Raw genomic sequence first — 22,138 nt, 5'->3', positions numbered from 1 at the left:
CCATGAGCACGGCTCCAAACCGCCCGCATGCAGCCCCCCTGCCGACTTGGGTCAAGAACTGGCTGATGATCGCGCCGCTTCTGCTGCTGCTCATCGCCTTCCTGGTCTACCCGGTCGGCCGGCTCCTGTCGCTGAGCTTCTTCGACGCCGACGGCTTCTCGCTTGCCGCCTACAAGCAGCTCTTCGCCTCCGGCCTCTATCTGAATGTCCTGTGGATCACGCTGAAGATCTCTCTCATCACCACGTTCCTGTCGGTGGTGCTCGGGTATCCGGTAGCCTACCTCATCTCTTGCACCGAAAAACGTATGAAGAGCCGGCTGATCTTCCTCGTCCTGCTCTCGTTCTGGACGAGCTTTCTCGTGCGCGCTTTCGCCTGGGTGGTGATCCTCGGCCGCAACGGCGTGGTCAACCAATTCCTCCTGTCCGTCGGCATTATCGACCGTCCTGCAAACCTGATCTACAGCCTCGGCGCGGTGCTGGTCGGCATGGTCCATGCCATGCTGCCGTTGGCGGTCATGACGATGCTCGCGGTCATGGAGAACATCGACCGCAACCTGCCGCGCGCGGCCTCCACGCTTGGCGCGCGCCCTGGCTCCGCCTTCTGGACGGTTTATTTCCCGCTGTCCGTGCCCGGCGTTGCCGCCGCCGCGATCATGGTGTTCGTCACCGCCATCGGCTTCTTCATCGTGCCCACCCTGCTCGGTGGCCGGTTCGAGACGATGATCACGCAACTCATCATTGACCAGGTACAGCAGACCCTGAACTGGGGACTGGCAGGGGCGATTTCCGTCCTGCTGCTTGTCGTCGTGCTGATCGTCTTCTTCCTTTACGACCGGATTTTCGGCTTTGCGAGCCTGACCGGCGAAAGCGCCGCGACGAACGCCAACCGCGACACCGCAGCACGGCGCGCGGGCGCCAAGGTGCTGGCGGTGGTCGGCGATGCGAGCGACCGTCTGATCGCTCTGTTTCCCGCCAGCAGCAAGAGCAGCGATGCGGGCAAGACCCCATGGCCGCTGACCGCCTTCGTCTGGACGATCCTTATCCTCATCAGCCTGCCCGCTTTGCTGATGGTGCCGATCTCTTTCAGCCAGTCGGGTCTCAACTGGCCGCCCTCCGGTTTCACCACCGAATGGTACTGGCAGATGTGGAACACGCCAGTCTGGAAGCAGGCACTGTGGCGCTCGCTGACGGTCGCGCTCGGCGCCGGCGTGCTGTCGATGCTGATCGGCGTTCCGGCGGCCTTCCTGCTTGCCCGTGCCCAGATACGCGGCAAGGCGGCGCTGCTGGCCTTCGTGCTGTCGCCGATCGTCGCGCCGCGCATCATCATCGCCGTCGGCCTGTTCTACGTCTTCGCAGAACTGAACCTCGTCGGCACCTCACTCGGCTTGATCATCGGCCATACCGTAGTCTGCGTTCCCTACGTGGTGATGACCATGGTGGCGGTGCTGCGAAATTACGACACGCGTCTCGATCTCGCGGCGCAAAGTCTCGGCGCGAATCCGGCAAGAAGCCTCCTCCACGTCACGTTCCCAATCCTCGCGGCGGGCATGTTCTCTGCCTTCCTCTTCGCCTTCGCCACATCCTTCGATGAGCTGACCATCGCGCTGTTCTCGTCGGGTGGGCTGAATGCGACGCTACCCAAGCAGTTCTGGGACGAGGTGACGCTACAGGTCTCGCCGGTCATCGCGGCGGTCTCCACCTGCCTGCTCGTCTTCATCTCGGCGCTGATCTTCATCGCGGATCGCCTTCGCCAGCGAAGTCTGGCCCGCTGAATTCCGGAGCGGCCCGCCCCGTTTCATACGGGCCGCTTCCCTTACCCCGCTATCACCGCATCGACGGAAAACCGCCTCCACGTTTTTCCGTCGCGGTACCATCGCATGAAAGGAATGACCATGCTCGACTCCACAGGCCTTTGCGGCATCCTACCGGCGCTCGTGACACCGGTTCAGAGTGACGATACCATTGATGTGAAAGCGGCCGACGCTTTGTTTTCCTGGCTGAAGCAGCAAGGGGTCGACGGCGTTGTGCCGCTTGGCGGCACCGGCGAATACGGCGCCTTGTCGCGCAGTGAACGTAACCGATTCGTCGAGATGAGCTCCAAGGCAATGGCCGGCTGCGGACCGGTCGTCCCCGGCGTGCTGGACACCGGCTTCCATGACGCGCTCGATGCCGCGCGGGATTTCGCCGCCGCGGGTGCGGATGCGCTTCTCGTGATCACGCCCTACTACACCAACCCGAGCCAGGCCGGAATCCGCGATTACTTCCTGCGCTATGCGGACAATTCGCCCCTGCCGATTCTAATCTACGAAATCCCCTACCGCACCCGCATCGCTATCGATCCGGACGTGATGCACGAGCTGTCGCGCCATGAACGCATCATCGGCATGAAGGCCTGCAACACAGATATGTATCACTACCTGCGGGTCGTAGCGGGGGTGGATACCTCCTTCACCGTTCTGAGCGGCGAAGACACGCTGTTTCCGCTGCATGTCGCCGCGGGCGCCAAGGGCGGTATCGTCGTGACGGCCAACCTGCTGCCGCGCACCTGGCGCCACCTCTTCGACCTCGCCTCCTCGGGCAAAACCGAAGAGGCGCTGGCCCTGCACCGCGAACTGATGCCGCTCATGAACCTGGCCTTTGCAGAAACCAATCCGGGACCGATGAAATCCGTAATGGACCTCATCGGCGTCGATGCGCCGCAAATGCTGATGCCGCTGCGCCAGCCGAAAACCGAACTGCGCGACGCGTTGCGGCAGGAATATTCGCGCCTTCTCGGCCAGTTCGAGAAGGCCGCCTGAGCGGTGCTCTCGCGCCTGTGGACAAGCGGGTATGCCTGCCGTTACAGGCATACCCGAATCCCTGCAGCGTGACGCGTTATCGCTGATGCGCAAGGAGCGTCGTAACACTTAACGACGGCGGAAACGGAAGATCGACAATGGCACGCAAGGACGGAACCCCGATTGGGCCGGAAGGCGCGGAAAGCGGCGAGATCGATCCGCGCAGCTCCTCGCTGTTCGTCGGTTCGTCCGAAAAGATGTTCCGCATCCTGCATGCCTTCGACGGCCCGCTGCGCCAGATGCCACTCTCGGACATCGCCAAGGTGGCGGAACTGGACCGCAGCGCAGCGCAACGGCTGGTCTACACGCTGGAGACGCTCGGCTATCTTCGCCGTGTGCAGAACACGCGCAACTATGCCTTGACCTCCAGGGTGCTACAATTCGCCTACAACTACCTGCATGCCCATGAAGTGCTGCACAAGGCAGCGCCCTACCTGCTTCAAATCAGCCGGGCCGTCGGGGAAACCGCGAACCTTCAGGAACTCGACGGACCGGAAATCGTCTATGTCGGGCGCTTTCCCGGCCAGCATCTCGTGAATGTCGATATCATGGTGGGCAGCCGCCTTCCGGCCCTGTTCACGGCGTCTGGCACGGTTATCCTGTCGCGGCGCACCGGCGCCGAACAGGACGAGGTGTTCGAGCAAACGGAATTCCGGCCCCTCACCCCATCGACAGTGACGGACAAGGGCCTGTTGCGCGCCCGTATTCAGGAAGCCGCCGAAAAGGGCTATGCCATCGTCGCCAATGAAACGGTGCTGGGCGACATTTCCGTCGCCGCCGCGATCACCGACGAACACGGCCGCGCCGTCGCCGCGGTCAACATTGCCGCGCCCACGACCCGCTGGACCATCGAAAGCGTGGAAGCCGAACTCGCCCACCATGTCCAGGTGGCCGCGACGTCGATCTCCATGACGAAATTCACGCCTTACATTCCGTAAGGCGTGTGCCGCTTTTCCCGATGCCTTCCAACGGAGTTCAGCGCCGGGAGGTTCATCGTCACGACAGGTATCTACGCATGAAACCGTTGAATGTTGCCGATTATCGCCGGCTTGCCAAAAAGCGGCTGCCCCGCGGCATGTTCGAATACATTGATCGCGGCACGGAGGACGAGGTGGGGCTGCGCGGCATCCGCAACGCGCTTGACGCCACGAAACTCTGCCAAAATCTTCTCAACGACGTGTCGCAGCCGGACACCTCCACCACCGTTTTCGGTAAGAAACTGCCGATCCCGGTCATCATCTCGCCGACCGCCGTCGCCGGATTGGTATGGCACGATGGCGAGGTGCATCTGGCCCGCGCCGCCGGCTCGATGGGCATTCCGTTTTGCGTCGCAACCCAATCCATGACCTCGATGGAAGATATTGCCGAGCGCGCAAAGGGCACCGACCTTTGGTTCCAGCTCTATGTCTTCGAGGATCGCAGCCTGACCCGCGACCTCCTCGTGCGCGCTAAAGCGCTCGGCATCCGCAACCTGCTCTTCACCGCCGATACGCCGCGCTCGCCGAAAAAGGAATGGAATATGCGCAACGGCTTCGGAATACCGATCAAGCCCTCCGTCGCCGGTGGGCTCGACTTACTCGCACATCCCCGCTGGTCTTTTTCTGTCATGCTGCGCTACATCCTGACGACAGGCATGCCGACCTATGCGCACTATCCCCCTGAATACCGCACCAGCATCACGCGGGCGAGCGTGTGGGACAATGTGAAGCTGGCGCGCAAGCTGACCTGGGACGACTTTGCGGAGGTTCGCCGCCAATGGGACGGCAATCTCGTCCTCAAGGGCGTACTGACGCCCTCTGATGCAGGGCGGGCGCTGAAGCTGGGAGCCGACGGCATCGTCGTCTCCTGCCACGGTGGACGCAACATGGATTGCGCGCCGACGGCGATCGACGCGCTCCCGAGGATCGCCGACGCCGTGGACGGACGTATGACCATCCTCGCAGACAGCGGCATCCGCCGCGGCAGCGACATCGCCAAATATATCGCTACCGGCGCCGACGCCGTGCTCATCGGACGCGCTACGCTCTACGGAACGGCCACAGCCGGAGAAAAAGGCGCCCGAGACGTTCTTGAGATCCTGCGAGAGGAACTGGATCATTGCATGGCCTTTACCGGCCAAGCCCGCCTTGACGACATCACCGCCGATCTAATCTGGAAGCAGACCCCGGCCGTTGGATGAGCACAGGATCGCAAAATGGGCCGGATCCCTCTTCCGGTCAGCGGCGCCGTGTTGGCCGCCCTCTACCTGAGCGACCTTCTAAAGGATTTGTATGCTGTTACGACAGAGCTGCCCATCTGATCAGTTCGCAATTTGCGGCTTATAGACTTAGGCGTAATCCCTCGAGGGATGCAGCCCCCAAGGGATCTTGCGGTCGGGACCGCACGCCCCTTGGCTGGAACCGTAGGTGAGTTTGGTCCGCCCGTCTTCGCGTTTGTCCTGAACAGATGATGGGGAGCAAGTCCCGTATGCAAGGCAAGGTTTCACCCAAACAAGACGCGGCATCTTCAGTTTACGTCGGCGTGGACGTGTAAAGACTGGCTCGATGTCGATGTCCTTATCCATCCCCAAGGCCAAAGCCGGCGGGTCAGCAATGACAAAAGCGGCATCGGTCAGCTGAAGTGGCTTCTGGTTCGGTTGGGGCCGGTATGCATCGTGATGGAGGCGACGGGCAAGTTCCATCGCCACGCCCATCGCTCGCTCAGTGCCGATGGCTTTCCCATCGCCATCGTTGATCCGCTGCGGGCCCGCATGTTGCCCGCTCCAGCGGCTAACTCGCAAAGACCGACCGGTTAGACGCTTGCCTCTTGGCCCTGCTGGCCCAGGCGCTCCGACCGGAGCCGAGCCCACCACCGTCCCCGGCCATCGAGACCCTACAGGAACTTGTCAATGCAAGATCGGCCGCGTTAGGGGAGCTCACCGCATTCAAGAACCGATTGAAGGCAACCAGAACCGCCTTTCTGCGCGCCGAGCTTTCCCGTCTCATCCAAGTCTTGCAGCGATGAGTGAAGAGATCGATCAAGATCTGCGATGACCGCCGATAGCGTGAAGCGGAAGCGGCTCCTTGGAAACTTCCGGCCCAGAGCGACGATGAGGTTTGGTGGACGACGATATCACTCCGGGAATGGTGCTCAATCTCAAAACGTGAGAGCATGTCTGCAGTAGCGACAAAGTGCGCGACGCAGCCAAAGTCTAGCTTTGCGAGCCGCGAAGGGACGGGGCGTGGAGCATTCTGGCTGGGGCGTAGTATGAAATCATTTTTCCTGGCCGCAGGGCTTTCCTTGTTCCTTCTCGCCGCCTGTTCTCACACTGTGCAAACATTCAGGCAAACACCGTCATATTCGCCCGCGCAGCCGACAAGCACGCGGCTGACACAAGCTGTCCAAAGGCTTGGTGATCCTAGGGACGGTCGCTCCGGGGTCAGGCTGATCGGCAACGGAGAAGAAGCGCTGGCGGCGCGCTTGGCGCTTGCAGCGGCCGCCGAACAGACGATCGATGCGCAGTATTACCTTCTGCACAATGATCCTACCGGAAAAATCTTTGCGTGGAGCTTGCTGCAAGCCGCGGATCGGGGTGTGCGGGTGCGGCTATTGCTCGATGACATGGACACTAAGGGCTATGACGCCGTGACTGCGGCTCTGGACTCGCATAAAAACATCGAAATCCGGCTCTTTAACCCGTTCTGGCGGAATCAGAGCCTTGTCGCGGCCGTCCTCACCGACTTCAAGCGGATCAACCGCCGGATGCACAACAAGTCGATGACCGCCGATAATGCCATGTCGATCGTCGGTGGCCGCAATATCGGCGATGAGTATTTCCTGGCCAAGAGGGAATTGAACTATTCGGATCTCGATGTGCTGGTTGCTGGACCCGTTGTCGATGAAGTCTCGACAAACTTTGATGAGTACTGGAACAGCAAGTTTGCAGTGCCGGCGCGCGCCGTCGTTGGCGAACCAGAGGGGTTCAGTCTCGACGAAGCGCGCGATCGCCTTGACGAGATCGTCGGGGATGCTCGAGAGACGGAATATGCCAGCGTGGTGCGTGCGGCTGCGAAGCAGCATCTAACGCCATCGACGCTGAAGCTCGCGTGGGTTCCCGCCAAAATGTACTCGGACCCCCCTTCAAAAGCGGCCGGTGAAGACAACGAAGAAGAGATTCTTGCCTCTCAACTGTCAAAGTATTTCGCCGATGCGACATCAAAGATTGAGATCATCTCTGCATATTTCGTGCCAGGCAAACGCGGCACAGAGTGGTTGCGGGAACTTGAGGCGCGGGGCGTCGAGGTGTTGGTTGTAACCAATTCGCTGGCATCGAACGACGTGAAACCAGTCTATGCGCATTATGCAAAGGACCGGCGGGCTCTTCTGGAAGGTGGAGTCCACCTCTACGAACTTCGGCCTGACGCAGATCAAGAAGCGCGGCGCGGCGTCAATTGGGGTGAATCGCGATCGGGTCTGCATGCCAAGGCGTTTACCATCGACGATCGTTACCTGTTCGTCGGCTCGTTCAACTGGGACCCGCGGTCGGTGAATATCAATACCGAGATGGGCATTCTGATCGACTCGCCTGAATTTACCAGGAAGACCTCGAATGCCCTAAGAGGCGTTTTAAGAGAAGAAACCTTTGCCGTAAGGCTGAACAAGGACAAGCGGATCTCGTGGACGCAGACCGAGCCGGACGGGACGCAGCGGATCTATTATCATGAGCCGACGGGTTCGCCCTGGGATCGATTCGTGGCGGGATTTTATGCGATTCTCCCTATCGGCTCGCAGCTCTGAGGTTTTCGCGACGCGGGGGCGCCGGTATTAGGCCTAGCGTTGGCAGGGGCAAAACCGTCCTAAGAAAATCTGGGGCTCCTATTCCGCTTTGGCCGGAGAGCCGCCGACCATCGAGTCTCTGCTCTTGAGGGGAATCGAACCGAGGATCGGCACCTTCGGATGGCTTAAACAGGATCGCGATTGCGAATCTGTATCGTATGATGATACATATTAATTGACTTTCACCAGTATCACCATATGATACAAGCATGAAGAGCGGGACGTGATCAGGTCATTTAACGATGACAAAACCGAGACTGTTGCGCGCTGCAAAGCCTCCAAAAGGCTTTCCTTCCGACATCGTGAGGTCAGCCGTTCGTAAATTGACGATCCTGAACAGCGCTGCTGCTCTGGACGACCTGCGTTCCCCTCCGGGAAATCGACTTGAAGCCCTTAAGGGCGATAGGAAGGCCAACATTCGATCTGGATCAATGATCAGTGGCGCATATGTTTTGTATGGACAGATGCCGGTATCGAAGACGTCGAAATAGTAGACTACCATTGATGGCCGATCGTGGCACACAGGAGCTTGAGATGACCCATATCCTTCCTCCGGTCCATCCGGGCGAAATCCTCCGCGAGGAGTACCTACTTCCGCTGAACATGAGCGCCGGTTCACTGGCGAAAAAGCTCAATGTCCCTCGCACTCGCATCGAGCGTATAGCGGCGGAGCAAACACCGATAACGACGGATACCGCTCTGCGCCTCGCCAAGTATTTCCGCACAACGCCGGAATTTTGGATGAACATGCAGACCAGCTTCAACCTCAAGACGGTGGAAATAGCGCTTCACGGCGAACTGGAGTTGATCCCGGAAATCGATAGAGCAGCATAGCCGGACCCTGCCCCTGGCACGGCACATTCCAGTCGATACATGGCCTTTATCAACCAAAGACAGCGACTGCTGATTTGACGATGATCCCACCATCCGGACTTCTGCGCATTTGGCGGCCGGTAGCGGTGCGAAAGACTTGCAGCAATTGCAGCGCCGGCGGTACCCGCGACCACAGGGTTTTCATGCGTTCCCTGCCATTTCGGCTTTTCCGCACTGCCTGGCCCGTAACAATGCTGTGACCAGCGGGAAGCCGATCTCGTGGAAATACAGGTCGGCATGCTGCGAGCTGATATGATGAAAGACGCCGGCAATTGTGCGAGGGACACGCTTAGTTCTGCAAACGGCAGCATTGCGCCCCATGCGGTTGTCCAGGCTACTGAAAGGAAATCCTAGAGGCCGACGGTCTGCTTTTCCGCTCGTTTCCTTCCGGAATCGCAGATCACCAGTCGCCTACTGGCCGCAAACCGGTCATTCACGCATTGCAAATCTGTGTCCGCTTGGAGCGTTGTAGAGACAAACAAGCTTCTCCACTGGCGGTTCAATTAGCTCACTGTCGCGAGCTCACGCGCAAGTTCCAAGAACGCCCTGACCCCGGCTGACAGATTTCGGCGCCCAGGGTAGTAAAGGCAAAGCCCCGGATATGGTGGCGTCCAGTCTTCCAGTACACGGACGACGCGCCCCGCCTCAATGTCCGGGAAAATGTCTTGCTCGAAGATGTAGCCTATACCGGCGCTTTCCAGGACAGCGGTTCTTGTGAGGCTAGCCTCGTCCAGCGATATCGGGCCGCGTGCATCGATTTGCACCTGCTCCCCGTCCTTCTCGAAACGCCACCGAAACAGGGAGCCATCGGGCAGGCGAACGCGAATGCATCGATGGCTGAGAAGGTCTGGAGGGACCACCGGCTTCCCATGCCTCTCGAAGTATTCAGGAGACCCAACCACAGCATGTCGCTGGGGCCGGCCGAGCGAAACGGCAATCATGTCGCTGGGAACGAGGCCCGCAACCCTGACTCCCAGATCAAACCCGTCCTTGACGATATCGACCATCTTTCCTTCAGTTACAATATCGACATTCATGTCGGGATAGCGGCGCAGGAACTCAAGCACGAGCGGTGAGATGATTGCGCGCGCCGCGAACGGCGCCGCGTTGATCCGTATTGTTCCGGAAGGTGTCTCACGTTGCGCACGCACCGAATTCAAAGCGGCATAGAGATCCTGGAGCGACGGCGCCACCTGCTGCACAAAGAGCCTGCCGGCATCCGTCAGCGACACGCTGCGTGTGGTGCGGTTGAACAATCGCACCCCAAGCTCCGCCTCAAGCCTGCCTATTGTGTGGCTCAATGCTGTCGTAGACATGCCGAGATCGATGGCCGCTGCGCGGAATGTGCCGCGCCGGGCGATAGCAATGACCGCTTCAAGTTCCTTCAGGTTGGCTTGTTCCATTGTCCCGATCTGTTCATTGCTGCATGCCGGCTTATCCCACTTATCTACGCAATGGTCGAGCGCTACTATCGGGTCAGCCAATGAGGAGAAACACAATGGATATGCCCGATATCGTGAACACGTACTTTGACGCTGACAGCGGCAGCAACGCGGATGCGCTGTCGAACACGTTTGCGATCGAAGCCGTTGTCGAAGACGAGGGATCGCGCCATCAAGGCGTCGTCGCAATCCGTGAATGGTGGGTGGCTGCGAAGAAGGCGACGCAGTACGTTTCTGAACCTTTGGAATCCACCCTTGACGGCAACAAAGTGCTCGTCCGAGCCAAAGTTAGCGGCCAGTTTCCCGGCAGTCCGGTGACGCTCTCATATGCCTTCACCATCAAGGACGGCAAGATCGCTAGGCTGGAGATCCGGTGATGACAGACTTTCTCAACCTGAGAGGCAAACGAGCCCTCATTACTGCTGGAACCAAGGGCGCCGGGGCTGCGACCGTTAGCCTGTTTCGGGAACTCGGCGCGCAGGTGTTGACGACCGCGCGGGCGCGTCCTGAGAACCTGCCGGAAGAATTGTTTGTCGAGGCCGATCTCACGACTGAAGAGGGTTGCGCGGCCGTCGCGGACGTTGCGCGTCAACGTCTCGGCAACATCGATATCATCGTTCATATGCTGGGTGGCTCGTCAGCAGCCGGCGGTGGCTTTGGGGCGCTAACTGATGCCGAGTGGCACAAAGAAATGTCTCTCAATCTTTTTCCCGCTGTTCGACTCGATCGCGAACTGGTTCCAGACATGGTCGCACGAGGAACCGGTGTGGTTGTGCATGTCACGTCCATCCAAAGAGTGCTGCCTCTCCCGGAAGCGACCACGGCTTATGCCGCAGCCAAGGCGGCACTCTCGACTTATAGCAAGGCCATGTCCAAGGAGGTATCGCCCAAGGGCGTCCGCGTCGTGCGAGTGTCTCCGGGTTGGATCGAAACGGAAGCGTCCGTTCACTTGGCCCAGCGCTTGGCGGACAAGGCGGGTACGGATCTTGAGGGTGGCAAGAAGATCATCATGGATAGTTTGGGCGGCATACCTCTCGGGCGCCCTGCCAAGCCGACGGAAGTGGCAAACCTGATTGCTTTCCTGGCATCGGATCGCGCTGAATCGATCACAGGTACCGAATACACCATCGATGGAGGAACTGTGCCAACAGCTTAGGATCGAGACGCCCTCACAGATCAAGCGGGCGCGTCCCATCCGCCGATCTGTGAATAATGGCGTCGCGGAGATGCCGGACATCGCGATTCAAGGATGCCAACTCCTGGGGCGTCTGTGTAGAAGTTGCGAGCAATGTGTCGCTGAGGCTTGACCGGTTAAGAGCCTCGTCTCGGAGGATCAGCATCGCGACGGCCAACGGCCGGGATCCTGCAAGCCTAGGCCCGGCAAGTCACTCCGCTTGATCGTTGGGGCGTGGCCAACGATTTGAACAAGGGCTTGTCCGGCCCTCATTGCAATGGAGCGCGCGCAACGTTCGCGTGCTCTGAGGACTTGTCCGAAGATCGGTCCGCAGCCCAGCTGCGGGCCGCTTTTGATATGCGTGATTTCGTCGCCATCCCTCACTCGGGGGAGGAGCGCTCCGCATCCACAATGGCCTGCAACTGCTTCATGTCAGTCCTTTCTCGCTTCCAGTTTGAGAAGCTCACCTACCATTTTGAAAAACTCATGAGCGCGCGAACTCCAGCAAGGGTCCGATATCGTGGTTATCGGCCGCCCGAAGTGCAGCAACATAATGGGCTCGGGTCTTGCCCGCATCGACCAGATTTGCCCGGCCCCAGCTAAATGGCGGTCGTCCAAGCTGGCGCCCGAGCAGATCGCCCGCTAGGCGAGAAAATCGGCCGTTTCCGTTTGGGAAGGGATGGATTGCCACCAGCCTGTGGCTGAACCGGACAGCGATCTCGTCGGGTGGAAAGGTCTCGTGTTCGACCCAATAGCGCACGTCGTCAGCCACCTGCCTGACATCCATTGCAATGCGATAGGCATCGACGCCGATGTTTCTAGGTGTTGTCCGGTACTGGCCAGCCCAATGCCAAACGTCCCCAAACATGCGGCGGTGCAACTCACTGAGGAATTCCTGGTCGAGCAGGTCCCTTTTTCGCGACTTCGCCCATCGCAAGCCTTCGCCGATGTTAACTTGCTCGGCCTCGTTCAATTCGTGCCGTGCCGCAAGGTGATGTAGGAGGGAATGAGCTGCTCCCGTTCCTCAGGGGTTAACGGCGTATTTGCTTCATCGTCGTCGTGGAAAAGAGGCTCCTCCTCCATAGAGTCAATCCTCTTCCCACAGGCGTCGCCCAGCGTCTGCAAGCAACGCGTCGATAAGCCGGCAACGTTCGTCCTCCAGGTCCGACTTGATCAACGCCTGGTTTTCCAGACGCATCGTATGATCGAGCCGCGTCATCTCCTCACCGACCTTTTCGGCCGCGCGCTCGCGAAGGATATCGTCAAGCGGCTTGATCGGCACGAAAGCGTAGACAAAGGTGCAATTCATTGCCGCGGCCGCTTCCCGTAGCGTCCTGATCGTTGTCGCTCCCGAAACTTCAGCCTTCTCGATTGCCGGTATGCGGGACGGAGCGGCACCCATGCGCATGGCGAGCTGGCGCGTAGTCATGCCGAGGGCCTCGCGGATGGCCTTCATCCAACCACGTGGCGGCGATATGAGCTCTAGGTCTCGCACCGGCGCCAGACGTCGTTCCAACTGTTTTCGAGCGAGGGCAGCTTGCTTTTTGTTCATCTATTTATGTCCATTTTCGAAAAAAATAGCATATAAAAATGAGCAATGATATCCGATTTGAGCATTTAAACGTATTCAGCGTGAGGGGCTTGGCTCGGGGCCCAGCATCCAGCATCCGCCTTATAACCTCAGTTACGGAAGCCGAAATCCGATACGGCATTGCGAGAATGGATGACGGGGTCGACGCCGCCAGCAACTTGAGAGCGCCGTCATTTCAATCTTCAGTGAAGATTTCGCTGGGAGAATTCTCCCATTCGACAGCGACGCGGCTTTCGCGTACGCAGCGGTCGTGTGTGAACGCGTCCAGGCTGGACGGCCGATCAGCCAATTCGATGCCCAGATCGCCGCGATGCGCGCGGCGGGCCGCTGGCAACGCGCAACGTGCGGGACTTTGAGGGGACGGGAACCGTGACGTCGACCCTTGGGAATACAGCGCTTAACAAGGATACAAACGCGACCTCATTCGGCCGGGCACGATCGCAGTAATGCCTCACCTTCAGCTAAGCGCTCCCAAAACTGCTTCTACTCCAGCCAAGCGTCCGTGATGGGCAGAACTCAACGTTATCAGTTCGTGGTAGGCGAGATGGCGAGCGCATATATCGCGGACGCCAGATTGTCGGTGATATTTACCCCCAATCTTTGCTCGCGCCGGTTCCCTCGTAAAACGGACGAGCCTTCGAGCAATGCGACGATAAGGGCAGCCCGCGACCGAATACACGCGTCAGGGTGATCGTGAGGGATATTTGTTCTGATGAGCAAACACACGCGGTCGATGTAGCCGCTATAGAAAGATGTCAAGGTATCGTTTGCCGCAGGATCCCGACCGGACAACGCCCAGAGTTCCCATAGCAGCTGGCAATCGTCACGTTCCTTTTGCTTTCGCAACATGAAATCAACCGCGCCCCTAAGCTCGGTCGGACCGTCCTGCATTACGGTATCCCATTCCTGCAGATGGCACTCCACCACAGCCGCTAGCACCAGGTCTATTGTCTTGAAGTAATATTGAACGTGGCTAAGCCCGATCCCTGCTTCAGACGCAATCGCTCGCATTCGAAAACCATGAGCGCCTTCTCGGATTAGGACCCTCAGGGCAGCATGTACGATTGTGTCTCGTCGTTCGTCACCTTTTGTCACGATATGTTTCCCCTATCCACAAATCCTTTGTAACAAAAAGCAAGGCTTGTTCAAATGACCAACTTTGGTTATAGGTCATTTGACCAATATGGAGTTCAGCCTTGACTCAGCGAAAAATAGTGCTTGTTGGCGGTAGCGGGGTGGTCGGAGCCCAAGTTGCCCATATCCTGAAACGCAGGCAGCCACACGTTGATATGATTATCGCCGGCCGAAACATCGATACGGCGCAAGCGGTGGCAACCTCAGTGGGAGGTTCCGCACTCAGCATCGATGTCAATGCTCCCGATTTGCCCAGTGACCTAGACGGCGCCATTATTGTTGCCCTGACAAACGATCCACATGACCATCTTCTTAAATTGGCACTCATGAGAGGGCTGCCTTACGTCGATATCACGCGTTGGACTGAGCGTGTGAAACAGGCGCTCATAACAGTAGCGGGGCAAGGACCTTTACGGGCGCCTGCCGTTTTTGCCTCTGCTTGGATGGCTTCCGTATCTGGGTTGTTGGTCCGTTACGCGTGTAAACCACTGTCTGTGGTGGACAGTATCTCGATCGATATTCTCTTCGCTGTATCCGATCAGGCTGGTCCCAATTCAGCGGCCTATATGGACCGACTTTCCGAACCCTTCTACACTTTGGATAAGGGCCATTGGGTGCGCCGCACCGGGTTGATCGACGGCCATGCGGTAGAATTCCGCGGTGTGGGCAGCTATAAGACTTATCGTTTTGATGCACCGGATCAGGCAAATTTGCCACGAATAACCGGAGCCTCTACCGTCGATGCACGTATAGGCTTTGACGACCGAAAGGCGACAACCCTTCTTCATCTTTTGGTACGCAGTGGAATCTGGTCTTTGTTGTCGCGCCCGATATTCGACAGCGTTCGCCGTTCAATCCTCTACAACCCTGGGCCAGGAGCCGCACATCGTATTAAACTTACCGTCAACGGCCGTGACGAAACAGGCAAGTACTGTACGGAAACCATGCAAATTATTGACCCGGCGGGCCAAACGCACCTGACCGCTCTTGGTGCGGTACTGCAAATCGAGAATTTGTTGAGCGCCTCCGCGCCTCCTGCTGGGAGCTACCTCGGCGAAGCACTGTTGGAACCCGCATATGTTTTGATGCAGTTGAAGAATGAAGGTGTAAGCGTTCTTCAGGAGAACACGGAATGAGCAGACCTTTTCCGCGGGCGCTGGGAACCGGCAAATGGGCCGAGGCTCGGCGGCCCTGATACCGGTCGATCGTCGGCAGCACCTGTTGTGACAGCCTCTTCCTCCGACTTCAACTTCTTGGCCTTGGTCCGCTTGTTGAACTGGGCGATGAAGCTGGCCGAAACGCGCCTCAGACGCTGCAGGTCGATCATGTTTTCACAGTCGGCTGGGCGGACATCAGCTTTAGAGTTTAATGAGATAATTCACGCTCATTTCGGTCTTGCCGGAGGGAACAACCTCGGGCTGCGCCTCGCCCACCTGTTCAAAGCCTGCAAGGAGAAGAATCCTTTGCGAAGCGGGATTCTCTTCCACCGTTCGAGCGCGTAGCCCTTTTAGACCAAGGGTACGGGCGACTTCGATGGCCAGGGCAAGTGCTCGGCTCGAAACCTTTTGGCCGCGACGCTCTGGAGCAACCCAATAGCCAATCTCTGCGTTATCCGTTTTGATGTCGAAGAAGACAAGACTTCCAAGTAAGGCATCCGACTTTGCATCGGCGATCGTAAGGACGGCCAGAGTTCCATCGCGCAGGCCATCTGCAATCGCGCCTTCGATCAAATGGCAAACGAGCTGCGGAGTATAGTTATCCATCGGCAAGTGAGCGAAGCGCTTCACCAGAGCATCATCCGTTCCGGCCGCGTATGCTTCTGCGTCAGCGTTTGACATGGCTCTGATCGTTACCGTCCCGTCTGAAACAGGCAACGATGCGAGAAAATCGTGATACGGCGACCTGCCAGAATTATCATCTGGGTTCGCAGCTTCAGCCTTCATACTCTTCTATACCTTGGTTTCCGACACGTCGTCCCGGGATGTTAAATTAGACCCTGCGTTTCGATGAACTCGCCAAATCCTAGGCCAATGATCTGTTTCTCGAACATTGTTCGATATTTAGAATGATGTGCTAGATTGCGCTCGACTGTCAAGCGAACGTCGGGAGAGAGCAATGGCGAAGAATGGACTATCGAAAGTGGGATGCAGTTCCCCAACCATCTGGCTAAAACCGGCGAGGCGCTCGCGTGACGCTCCGGCGCTGACACGAGAACGCATCGTCCAAGCCGCGGTCGAAATTCTTGACGTGGCGGAACAAGGCGGTCTAACGATGCGCAAGTTGGCACAACGTCTTAATGCCGGTGCTACATCGCTCTACTGGCATGTAGAAACACGCGACGATGTGCTTGAACTCGCGCTGGACAGCATCCTTGGAGAAATTTCCCTTTCAGAAAAGGAGCAGAAGTGGGACAGGGAGTTGACACGCTTCCTGTTAGAGTGGCGTCACACGCTTCTACGACATCCTTGGTCAACCAGCCTGTTCGGTTTTCGACCGCTACTTGGTCCAAATGCCTTGGTGCGATCCGAGCATCTTCGAGCAACCATCACAAAGTCAGGCTTGTCGGACGTCGATGTAGTGCATGCAGGATATACATTGTCGAACTTCATGCTTGGGTCGGTTGCCACACAGGTAGCTTGGCAGGCCGGGGATGTGGCTGCATCGCATGATCGCATCGTCGACTTCTTTAAAGAAAATACGGCGCAGTATCCTACCCTTTCTTCTCAGATCGGGAGCGAGACCGATGATTGGGACATGAGCTTTTCTCGTGGCCTGGAGTGGATAATTCGCTCCTTGGCTTCTTAATAGGATTTGGCTGGATGCGATGCGGCGGCGCTTGCAAAAGCTTTCCGACGTTGACGAGGCGTCGCCGTTATTGCGTGGCCGCGTCACAACGGAAGCACTTGTTCAGACGTTTGCAGTGGCTGATTATCTGAACGTTGACGCCCCAGAGAGAAATCGCTGACCGAACGGCAACTGGTATTTCCTGGTTGGGTTGATGCCGCGCTATACGAATTTAATCGGCGTCTGTTAGCCCCCGAAGAAAACTCGTCAGCAACAGTGGTAACGCTCCTGAAGGATAGCCCCCTTCCTGCACGACCAGCGTTTTCCGCCTCAACCCACCCAGCATGGCACCCATCCGCTCAAAACCTTCGATATTCACACCCATGCAGGCGAATGGATCGGAAACGGCAGCGTCCAATCCGAGTGCGATGATAACGATATCGGGCGCGAATGCTGTTACCGCGTCGCAACCGACAGCGAGGGCTGCAAGATAAACGCCGCTGTCGCTGAAGAGCGGTACCGGGAAATTCCGGTTGAATCCCAGCCCTGCCCCTTTGCCTCGCTCATCTTCATAGCCAGCATAATACGGATAGAGAAATGCTGGGTCGCCGTGGACAGACACCGTCAAGACATCCGCGCGATCATAGAAAATCGTTTGCGTACCGTTCCCGTGGTGTACGTCGACATCGATAATAGCCACTCGGCAGCCGAGCTGTGATGCAAGATTGGCGGCAATCGCCGTGTTGTTCAGATAACAAAAGCCACCTGCCTTATCACCATAGGCGTGGTGACCGGGCGGGCGACACAGCGCATAAGCACGGTTCTCGCCCGCAAGGACGCGTGACATGGCGTCGATTGCAGTATTGGCACTGGCGCGCACGGCCTGCCAAGTTCCCTCCACCAGGACGCAACTGGCGTCGGCCTGAAAATATCCGGCCCGTCCGAGAAGGTCGAGCGGCTTTCGGTTCATGTAGACGTTCGGGTGAACGCTGGCACGCAATTCTGGCCCATTGGCAGGCGACTTCCGCCATGCGGCAAAGCCGTGCTCCAGGAAGTCCAGATAGTCGGCATCGTGGATTGCCCGGATTGCCTCGTCGCCATGTTCGGCCGGCTTGATGACCGGCACGCCTGCAGCTTTAAGGCCAGCCAGGAGCATTTCGAGGCGTTCCGGTTTTTCCGGGCTCGAAACCAATTGCCCCCCGGCCAGGCGCGTCAACGGTTCATGCAGCGCCTGGCGTTCATCATATATCGCAATCATTCAACTCATGCTCCAGGCTCAGTCGAGCTTGCCGCCACTGGCGATATAGGCGTCCAATGAACTGTCGAGCGCGCGCTTGAAGCGGGAAGCGATCTCGTCGAGCTGATCGTTCGTGCAGACAAGCGGCGGCGCAAAGGCGATGGCGCTTCCGAGAGATCGACACACAAGCCCGTTCTCGAAAGCACGATTCTGGACGCCAAGTCCGAACTGAAGGTCTGCGGCGAAGGCCTCGCGGGTCTGTTTGTTAGAGACGAGTTCCACGCCCCACATTAGGCCGACGCCCCGCACTTCTCCGACAAGGGGATGGTCGATCAGTGGATGCATGAGATTGCCCATGTGCTCCCCAAGCGCCTTCACGCCATCGATTACGCCGTCTTCTTCGTAGATCCTCAGTGCTTCGACACCCACGGCGCAGGCGACCGGATGGGCACCATAGGTATACCCGTGTGCGAAAACCCCAATCTTTTCGCTTTGCGCACGCAAACCTTCATAAATCCGCTCGGAGAGCAGAATCGCCGACAGCGGCATATAGGCAGAGGTCAATGCTTTGGCGCAGGTGATAATGTCGGGGCGTAGATCATATGTCTGCGACCCCCACCAGGAACCGGTCCGACCGAAACCCGTGATAACCTCATCGGCGACGAGAAGGACATCATGCTTCGTCAAAACCTTCTGTATCTTTTCGAAGTAGGTCTTCGGCGGCAGTACAACTCCACCGGTACCCATGGCCGGTTCTGCGAAAAAGGCCGCGACGGTTTCGGGACCTTCCGCGATGATCAGGGCGTCGAGTTCCTCGGCCAGCCGTGTCGCGAACTGCTCCTCGGTCTCACCCGGCAGCCCGTCCCGATAGAAATGCGGGCAGGTCACATGAAGGAAGCCATCAAGGGGCAGGTTCCAGTCGCGATGCAGATGCGGGAGCCCCGTAATGCTGGCGGATGCGATCGAAGTTCCATGATAGGAGCGCTTGCGGCTGATGATCTTCTTCTTTTCGGAACGCCCCTGCGCGTGGAAGTAATACCAGACCAGCTTGACAGCGGTGTCGTTGGCTTCCGATCCCGAACTTTGGAAGAGCACCTTCGACATCGGTACGGGGGCCAGCCGCAGCAGGCGATCAGACAGCTCAATGCCCGGCTCCGTCGCGCGATGCGCGAAGTTCTGATAGTAGGGCAATGTATTCAGCTGCCTGGTCGCGGCCTCGACCAGGCGCTTCTCGCTCATCCCGAGCGCGGCGCACCACAGCCCGGACATCCCCTCGATGTACTGCTTGCCGTCATCATCGTAGACATAGGCGCCCTCGCCGCGAGACATGATCGTCGGTCCCAGCTTCTCATGCAGAGCGAGGTTGGTCTGGGGATGGATCTGCACGGCGATGTCGCGCATGCGAAGCGAGTTATGCAGCATGGTCATTCTCCTTGGGAATCTAGTGTCGTTCAGTGGGTCGAAATTGGTGCAGCTTTGCCCGGTCGTTTCACGAACTGGGCCGCGACGAAAATGACGATGGAAGCGATGACCAACATCGAGGAAATGGCCGCCACTGTCGGGTCGACCTGATCACGGATGTTAGCGAACATGCGCTTGGTCAGCGTCGAATTGGCGCCGCTCGAGACAAATAGGGAAACGATCACTTCATCGAACGAGGTGATGAACGCAAACAACATGCCCGACAGTACGGAAATCTTGATCTGCGGCAGGGTGATCGTGAAAAAGGCGCGCGCCGGCGAAGCGCCGAGACTGCGCGCTGCACGTTCTTGATTGATATCAAACCCAACAAGGCCGTTGGTCACGGCGATCATCACGAAAGGGATCGCCAACGTCGTATGGGCGAGGATCAGTCCTGTTAGCGTGTTGTTCATTCCAATGCGGGCAAAGACGAAGAACACCCCGATTGCGACGAAGATCAGCGGCACCATCATCGGCAGGACGAGAATGCCGCGGATCGCAAAATTGAAGATGTTGGACGATTTGAACAGACCGTAGCTCGCCAGCGTACCTAGCACCGTCGCAAAAACTGTCGTTGCACCGGCCACTTGGAACGACACCATGGCCGATTGCCGCCACTCCGTAGACGAAAAGAAAGCCTCATACCAACGCAGGCTCCAAACCCGCGGTGGAAACTCGAGATATTGTGAATCCGAAAAGGACATCGGAACAACGATGAGGCATGGGATGATCAGGAAGGCCACGATCAGCGCCACCACGGCATAGAGCCAAAGGCGGTCGAGGTGCGTTATCTGGGTTGATGTCGCAGCTTGCTTCAGCATTATCGCCCTCCCCTGGTGACACTGGCAACCTGGAACAAAGCCTTGACGGCCCAGAGTATCAGGCCGGTTACGACGAGCAGCACCACACTCAGCGCGCTTGCGGCGCCCCAGTTTGCAAACTTGGCGATCATGTCGGCAATTTGTGTGGACCACATCGCGACGCGACCGCCCCCCAGCAGCGCCGGCGTCAGGTAAAAGCCGAGGCAGAGTACAAAGATCAGTGCGACACCGGTGGCAAGCCCCGGCAGTGACAAGGGCAGGAACACCTGGCGGAACGCCTGCGCGGGCGACGCTCCGCAATTGGCGGCCGCCCGTAGCAGGATCGGATCGATCGTCTTCATCGAGGCATAGAGCGGCAGGATCAGGAACGGCAGCATGATGTGCACCATGCCGATGACCGTGCCGGTGAGATTGTTGACGAGCGGCAGAGGCTCGGAGATTACACCCAGCGACGTCAGCCAGGTGTTGATGATGCCCTGTCTTTGCAGCAGTACCAGCCATGCATAGGTGCGAACCAGCACCGACGTCCAAAATGGCAGAATGATAAAGATCAACAGGATCTGAGCCGCACGCTCCGGCAACTGCGACAACAGGTACGATACGGGGTAACCGAGTATGACGCAGACAACGGTTACGATCCCGGCAACCTTGAAGGTCGTCAGGAAGCTGTCGACATATGCCGGCCGGAGGAGCCGGGCATAATTCTCCGTCGACAACGCGCCAGATGCGTCAAACAGCGACAGCCAGGAAAGCCACGCGAAGGGAACGATCAATACCAGCGCCACCAGAACCAGGGCCGGCATCGCCAGCCCGACCAGAGCGCGGTCCGCCCTCTGTCGGGAGCGCCGCAAGACGTCTGCATTGAGATCGACCGCAGTCCCCATATATGCTCCAACCATCGTCATTGCCTTGGACCTCCGACAATGACACTCGACTGGGGGGTCATCCAGAGCTTAAGGCTGTCACCCGACGCCGGAAGGGCCACGCCCTCAGCGCCGGTATGGCGAATTGAGATCTCGTCATTCTCGGGAAGTGCGATCGAGATCATGTGGCTGTCACCCTGATAGATCACGTCGACCACCCTGCCCTCGATACAGTTGTCCTGCTCAGGAGCACCATGCCAGCGCAGCCTTTCCGGGCGAACCATCAGCCATGCATCCTCACCCGCCTTGGGCTTTGCCGGGTTGCTGAGCCTGACCCGTTTACCGTTGAGGGCGAAGTCTGAACCGCTGCGTACGACCGACAGGAACCGGGTGTCACCCATAAAGCCGGCCACGAACTTGCAGTTCGGGGCATCATAAATATTCCTTGGGGTGTCGAGTTGCATGATACGCCCGCGATCCAGGACCGCGATCCGGTCCGACATCGTCAAAGCCTCCTGCTGGTCATGGGTCACATAGACGGTCGTCATGCCGAGGCTGCGGTGCAGCCTTTTCAGCTCGATCTGCATGTGCTCGCGCAGGTTCTTGTCGAGTGCGGACAGCGGTTCGTCCATAAGCAGAAGCTTCGGCTCAAAGACGATCGCCCTGGCAAGTGCAACCCGCTGGCGCTGCCCGCCTGAGAGTTCGTTGATACGGCGTCCGGCGAGATGGGCCATGTGAACCGTCTCCAGAGCCTTGGTCACCTTCAGCTTTGTGGTGGCGGCATCGACTTTGCGCAATTTCAGCGGATAGGCGACGTTGGCAAAGACATCCATATGGGGAAACAGGGCATAGCTCTGGAACACCATGCCCAGATTGCGTTTGTGGGGCGGCTTCGTAATGAACTCTGCATTGTCGACCAGCAGGCTGCCGCCGTCCGGTCGCTCGAAGCCGGCAATGACATTGAGCAGCGTCGTCTTGCCTGACCCCGACGGACCGAGAAGCGTTAAGAACTCCCCGGCGGCGATATCGAGCGATATGCCGTCCAGTGCCTTGTAACTTCCATAAGCCTTATGGATCTGACGTAGCGAAACTGCACCCAATGTCAT

19 protein-coding genes and 5 pseudogenes are annotated in these 22,138 nt (G+C 58.3%); 12 read left to right on the top strand and 12 right to left on the bottom strand.

The features are described 5' to 3' along the window. Window positions 1-2 precede the first annotated feature (2 nt). The 8 genes and pseudogenes from ASD00_RS17965 to ASD00_RS17935 all read left to right on the top strand — a co-directional run bounded on the left by ASD00_RS17965 (window position 3) and on the right by ASD00_RS17935 (window position 8,486). Window positions 3-1,772, top strand: coding sequence for an ABC transporter permease subunit (locus ASD00_RS17965; protein ID WP_057207850.1), 1,770 nt, complete (start codon window positions 3-5; stop codon window positions 1,770-1,772). A gap of 114 nt (window positions 1,773-1,886) precedes the next feature. Next, entirely contained in the window at window positions 1,887-2,798 is a 912-nt protein-coding gene (gene dapA / locus ASD00_RS17960; RefSeq protein ID WP_225906510.1) for a 4-hydroxy-tetrahydrodipicolinate synthase, read from the top strand. Between the two features lie 137 nt (window positions 2,799-2,935). Beyond that, window positions 2,936-3,775, top strand: coding sequence for an IclR family transcriptional regulator C-terminal domain-containing protein (locus tag ASD00_RS17955; protein ID WP_057207849.1), 840 nt, complete (start codon window positions 2,936-2,938; stop codon window positions 3,773-3,775). 77 nt (window positions 3,776-3,852) lie between these two features. Then, window positions 3,853-5,016 carry an alpha-hydroxy acid oxidase gene (locus ASD00_RS17950; RefSeq protein WP_057207847.1) on the top strand — a complete coding sequence of 388 codons (1,164 nt, stop codon included), beginning with the start codon at window positions 3,853-3,855 and terminating at the stop codon, window positions 5,014-5,016. 608 nt (window positions 5,017-5,624) lie between these two features. Next, window positions 5,625-5,840: pseudogene (locus tag ASD00_RS38900) on the top strand (IS110 family transposase); the annotation flags it as partial. Window positions 5,841-6,083: 243 nt separating this feature from the next. Beyond that, entirely contained in the window at window positions 6,084-7,613 is a 1,530-nt protein-coding gene (locus ASD00_RS17940) for a phospholipase D family protein (RefSeq protein WP_057207843.1), read from the top strand. 262 nt (window positions 7,614-7,875) lie between these two features. Beyond that, a pseudogene (locus ASD00_RS38895) lies at window positions 7,876-8,157 on the top strand (type II toxin-antitoxin system RelE/ParE family toxin). 29 nt (window positions 8,158-8,186) lie between these two features. Continuing rightward, complete coding sequence (locus tag ASD00_RS17935) at window positions 8,187-8,486, top strand: HigA family addiction module antitoxin (protein ID WP_057207929.1); 300 nt, start codon at window positions 8,187-8,189, stop codon at window positions 8,484-8,486. Between the two features lie 49 nt (window positions 8,487-8,535). On the opposite strand, the pseudogene ASD00_RS38890 reads toward ASD00_RS17935, so the two are convergent. Together ASD00_RS38890 and ASD00_RS17930 are read right to left on the bottom strand one after the other, a co-directional pair. Next, window positions 8,536-8,813 (bottom strand): annotated as a pseudogene (locus ASD00_RS38890) (IS1595 family transposase); the annotation flags it as partial. Window positions 8,814-9,028: 215 nt separating this feature from the next. Further along, window positions 9,029-9,928, bottom strand: a complete 900-nt coding sequence (locus ASD00_RS17930; RefSeq protein WP_057207841.1) for a LysR family transcriptional regulator — start codon at window positions 9,926-9,928, stop codon at window positions 9,029-9,031. Window positions 9,929-10,023: 95 nt separating this feature from the next. Here ASD00_RS17930 and ASD00_RS17925 point away from each other — a divergent pair, with 95 nt between their 5' ends. Continuing rightward, window positions 10,024-10,344, top strand: coding sequence for a nuclear transport factor 2 family protein (locus tag ASD00_RS17925; protein ID WP_057207839.1), 321 nt, complete (start codon window positions 10,024-10,026; stop codon window positions 10,342-10,344). Beyond that, the gene (locus tag ASD00_RS17920; protein ID WP_057207837.1) at window positions 10,344-11,123 is read left to right on the top strand and encodes an SDR family oxidoreductase; all 780 of its coding nucleotides are present in this window, start codon (window positions 10,344-10,346) and stop codon (window positions 11,121-11,123) included. The genes ASD00_RS17925 and ASD00_RS17920 overlap by 1 nt, the downstream gene beginning before the upstream one ends. A gap of 20 nt (window positions 11,124-11,143) precedes the next feature. Here ASD00_RS17920 and ASD00_RS41190 read toward each other — a convergent pair. The 4 genes and pseudogenes from ASD00_RS41190 to ASD00_RS17905 all read right to left on the bottom strand — a co-directional run. Continuing rightward, a pseudogene (locus ASD00_RS41190) lies at window positions 11,144-11,268 on the bottom strand (MarR family transcriptional regulator); the annotation flags it as partial. Between the two features lie 357 nt (window positions 11,269-11,625). After that, window positions 11,626-12,224: pseudogene (locus ASD00_RS17915) on the bottom strand (mobile mystery protein B). A 4-nt stretch (window positions 12,225-12,228) separates the two neighbouring features. Beyond that, window positions 12,229-12,693, bottom strand: coding sequence for a mobile mystery protein A (locus ASD00_RS17910; RefSeq protein ID WP_057207835.1), 465 nt, complete (start codon window positions 12,691-12,693; stop codon window positions 12,229-12,231). A gap of 564 nt (window positions 12,694-13,257) precedes the next feature. Further along, a complete protein-coding gene (locus ASD00_RS17905) occupies window positions 13,258-13,827 on the bottom strand; it encodes a TetR family transcriptional regulator (RefSeq protein ID WP_162249735.1) in 570 nt (189 codons plus the stop codon). Between the two features lie 101 nt (window positions 13,828-13,928). On the opposite strand from ASD00_RS17905, the gene ASD00_RS17900 reads away from it, so the two are divergent. Beyond that, on the top strand, window positions 13,929-15,002 hold the full coding sequence (locus tag ASD00_RS17900; RefSeq protein ID WP_063963292.1) for a hypothetical protein: 1,074 nt from the start codon (window positions 13,929-13,931) through the stop codon (window positions 15,000-15,002). Window positions 15,003-15,224: 222 nt separating this feature from the next. On the opposite strand, the gene ASD00_RS17890 is transcribed toward ASD00_RS17900, so the two are convergent. After that, window positions 15,225-15,809 carry a GNAT family protein gene (locus ASD00_RS17890; RefSeq protein WP_057207828.1) on the bottom strand — a complete coding sequence of 195 codons (585 nt, stop codon included), beginning with the start codon at window positions 15,807-15,809 and terminating at the stop codon, window positions 15,225-15,227. A 172-nt stretch (window positions 15,810-15,981) separates the two neighbouring features. Here ASD00_RS17890 and ASD00_RS17885 point away from each other — a divergent pair, with 172 nt between their 5' ends. Next, window positions 15,982-16,671 carry a TetR/AcrR family transcriptional regulator C-terminal domain-containing protein gene (locus tag ASD00_RS17885; RefSeq protein ID WP_057207827.1) on the top strand — a complete coding sequence of 230 codons (690 nt, stop codon included), beginning with the start codon at window positions 15,982-15,984 and terminating at the stop codon, window positions 16,669-16,671. 211 nt (window positions 16,672-16,882) lie between these two features. Here ASD00_RS17885 and ASD00_RS17880 read toward each other — a convergent pair whose 3' ends face one another. The 5 genes from ASD00_RS17880 to ASD00_RS17860 are packed head-to-tail and all read right to left on the bottom strand — an operon-like array spanning window position 16,883 to window position 22,138. Beyond that, the gene (locus tag ASD00_RS17880) at window positions 16,883-17,908 is read right to left on the bottom strand and encodes a histone deacetylase family protein (protein WP_057207824.1); all 1,026 of its coding nucleotides are present in this window, start codon (window positions 17,906-17,908) and stop codon (window positions 16,883-16,885) included. Between the two features lie 18 nt (window positions 17,909-17,926). After that, the gene (locus ASD00_RS17875) at window positions 17,927-19,315 is read right to left on the bottom strand and encodes an aminotransferase (RefSeq protein ID WP_200951476.1); all 1,389 of its coding nucleotides are present in this window, start codon (window positions 19,313-19,315) and stop codon (window positions 17,927-17,929) included. Between the two features lie 23 nt (window positions 19,316-19,338). Beyond that, window positions 19,339-20,169 carry an ABC transporter permease gene (locus tag ASD00_RS17870; protein WP_057207822.1) on the bottom strand — a complete coding sequence of 277 codons (831 nt, stop codon included), beginning with the start codon at window positions 20,167-20,169 and terminating at the stop codon, window positions 19,339-19,341. Further along, window positions 20,169-21,074, bottom strand: coding sequence for an ABC transporter permease (locus tag ASD00_RS17865; protein WP_156585662.1), 906 nt, complete (start codon window positions 21,072-21,074; stop codon window positions 20,169-20,171). Before ASD00_RS17865 ends, ASD00_RS17870 begins: the two co-directional genes overlap by 1 nt. Beyond that, complete coding sequence (locus ASD00_RS17860) at window positions 21,071-22,138, bottom strand: ABC transporter ATP-binding protein (RefSeq protein WP_057207820.1); 1,068 nt, start codon at window positions 22,136-22,138, stop codon at window positions 21,071-21,073. Before ASD00_RS17860 ends, ASD00_RS17865 begins: the two co-directional genes overlap by 4 nt.

The sequence above is a fragment of the Ensifer sp. Root31 genome (assembly GCF_001424825.1).
GTDB classification, from domain to species: domain Bacteria; phylum Pseudomonadota; class Alphaproteobacteria; order Rhizobiales; family Rhizobiaceae; genus Ensifer; species Ensifer canadensis.
This window is presented reverse-complemented; position numbering and strand designations above follow the sequence as displayed.

What these genes read in the sequence shown, in the direction of transcription:
- ASD00_RS17965 (WP_057207850.1), top strand. Translation starts at nt 3, where the DNA reads ATGAGCACGGCTCCAAACCGCCCGCATGCAGCCCCCCTGCCGACTTGG.
- dapA (WP_225906510.1), top strand. Translation starts at nt 1,887, where the DNA reads ATGACCATGCTCGACTCCACAGGCCTTTGCGGCATCCTACCGGCGCTC.
- ASD00_RS17955 (WP_057207849.1), top strand. Translation starts at nt 2,936, where the DNA reads ATGGCACGCAAGGACGGAACCCCGATTGGGCCGGAAGGCGCGGAAAGC.
- ASD00_RS17950 (WP_057207847.1), top strand. Translation starts at nt 3,853, where the DNA reads ATGAAACCGTTGAATGTTGCCGATTATCGCCGGCTTGCCAAAAAGCGG.
- ASD00_RS17940 (WP_057207843.1), top strand. Translation starts at nt 6,084, where the DNA reads ATGAAATCATTTTTCCTGGCCGCAGGGCTTTCCTTGTTCCTTCTCGCC.
- ASD00_RS17935 (WP_057207929.1), top strand. Translation starts at nt 8,187, where the DNA reads ATGACCCATATCCTTCCTCCGGTCCATCCGGGCGAAATCCTCCGCGAG.
- ASD00_RS17930 (WP_057207841.1), bottom strand. Translation starts at nt 9,928, where the DNA reads ATGGAACAAGCCAACCTGAAGGAACTTGAAGCGGTCATTGCTATCGCC.
- ASD00_RS17925 (WP_057207839.1), top strand. Translation starts at nt 10,024, where the DNA reads ATGGATATGCCCGATATCGTGAACACGTACTTTGACGCTGACAGCGGC.
- ASD00_RS17920 (WP_057207837.1), top strand. Translation starts at nt 10,344, where the DNA reads ATGACAGACTTTCTCAACCTGAGAGGCAAACGAGCCCTCATTACTGCT.
- ASD00_RS17910 (WP_057207835.1), bottom strand. Translation starts at nt 12,693, where the DNA reads ATGAACAAAAAGCAAGCTGCCCTCGCTCGAAAACAGTTGGAACGACGT.
- ASD00_RS17890 (WP_057207828.1), bottom strand. Translation starts at nt 15,809, where the DNA reads ATGAAGGCTGAAGCTGCGAACCCAGATGATAATTCTGGCAGGTCGCCG.
- ASD00_RS17885 (WP_057207827.1), top strand. Translation starts at nt 15,982, where the DNA reads ATGGCGAAGAATGGACTATCGAAAGTGGGATGCAGTTCCCCAACCATC.
- ASD00_RS17880 (WP_057207824.1), bottom strand. Translation starts at nt 17,908, where the DNA reads ATGATTGCGATATATGATGAACGCCAGGCGCTGCATGAACCGTTGACG.
- ASD00_RS17875 (WP_200951476.1), bottom strand. Translation starts at nt 19,315, where the DNA reads ATGACCATGCTGCATAACTCGCTTCGCATGCGCGACATCGCCGTGCAG.
- ASD00_RS17870 (WP_057207822.1), bottom strand. Translation starts at nt 20,169, where the DNA reads ATGCTGAAGCAAGCTGCGACATCAACCCAGATAACGCACCTCGACCGC.
- ASD00_RS17865 (WP_156585662.1), bottom strand. Translation starts at nt 21,074, where the DNA reads ATGACGATGGTTGGAGCATATATGGGGACTGCGGTCGATCTCAATGCA.
- ASD00_RS17860 (WP_057207820.1), bottom strand. Translation starts at nt 22,138, where the DNA reads ATGACATTGGGTGCAGTTTCGCTACGTCAGATCCATAAGGCTTATGGA.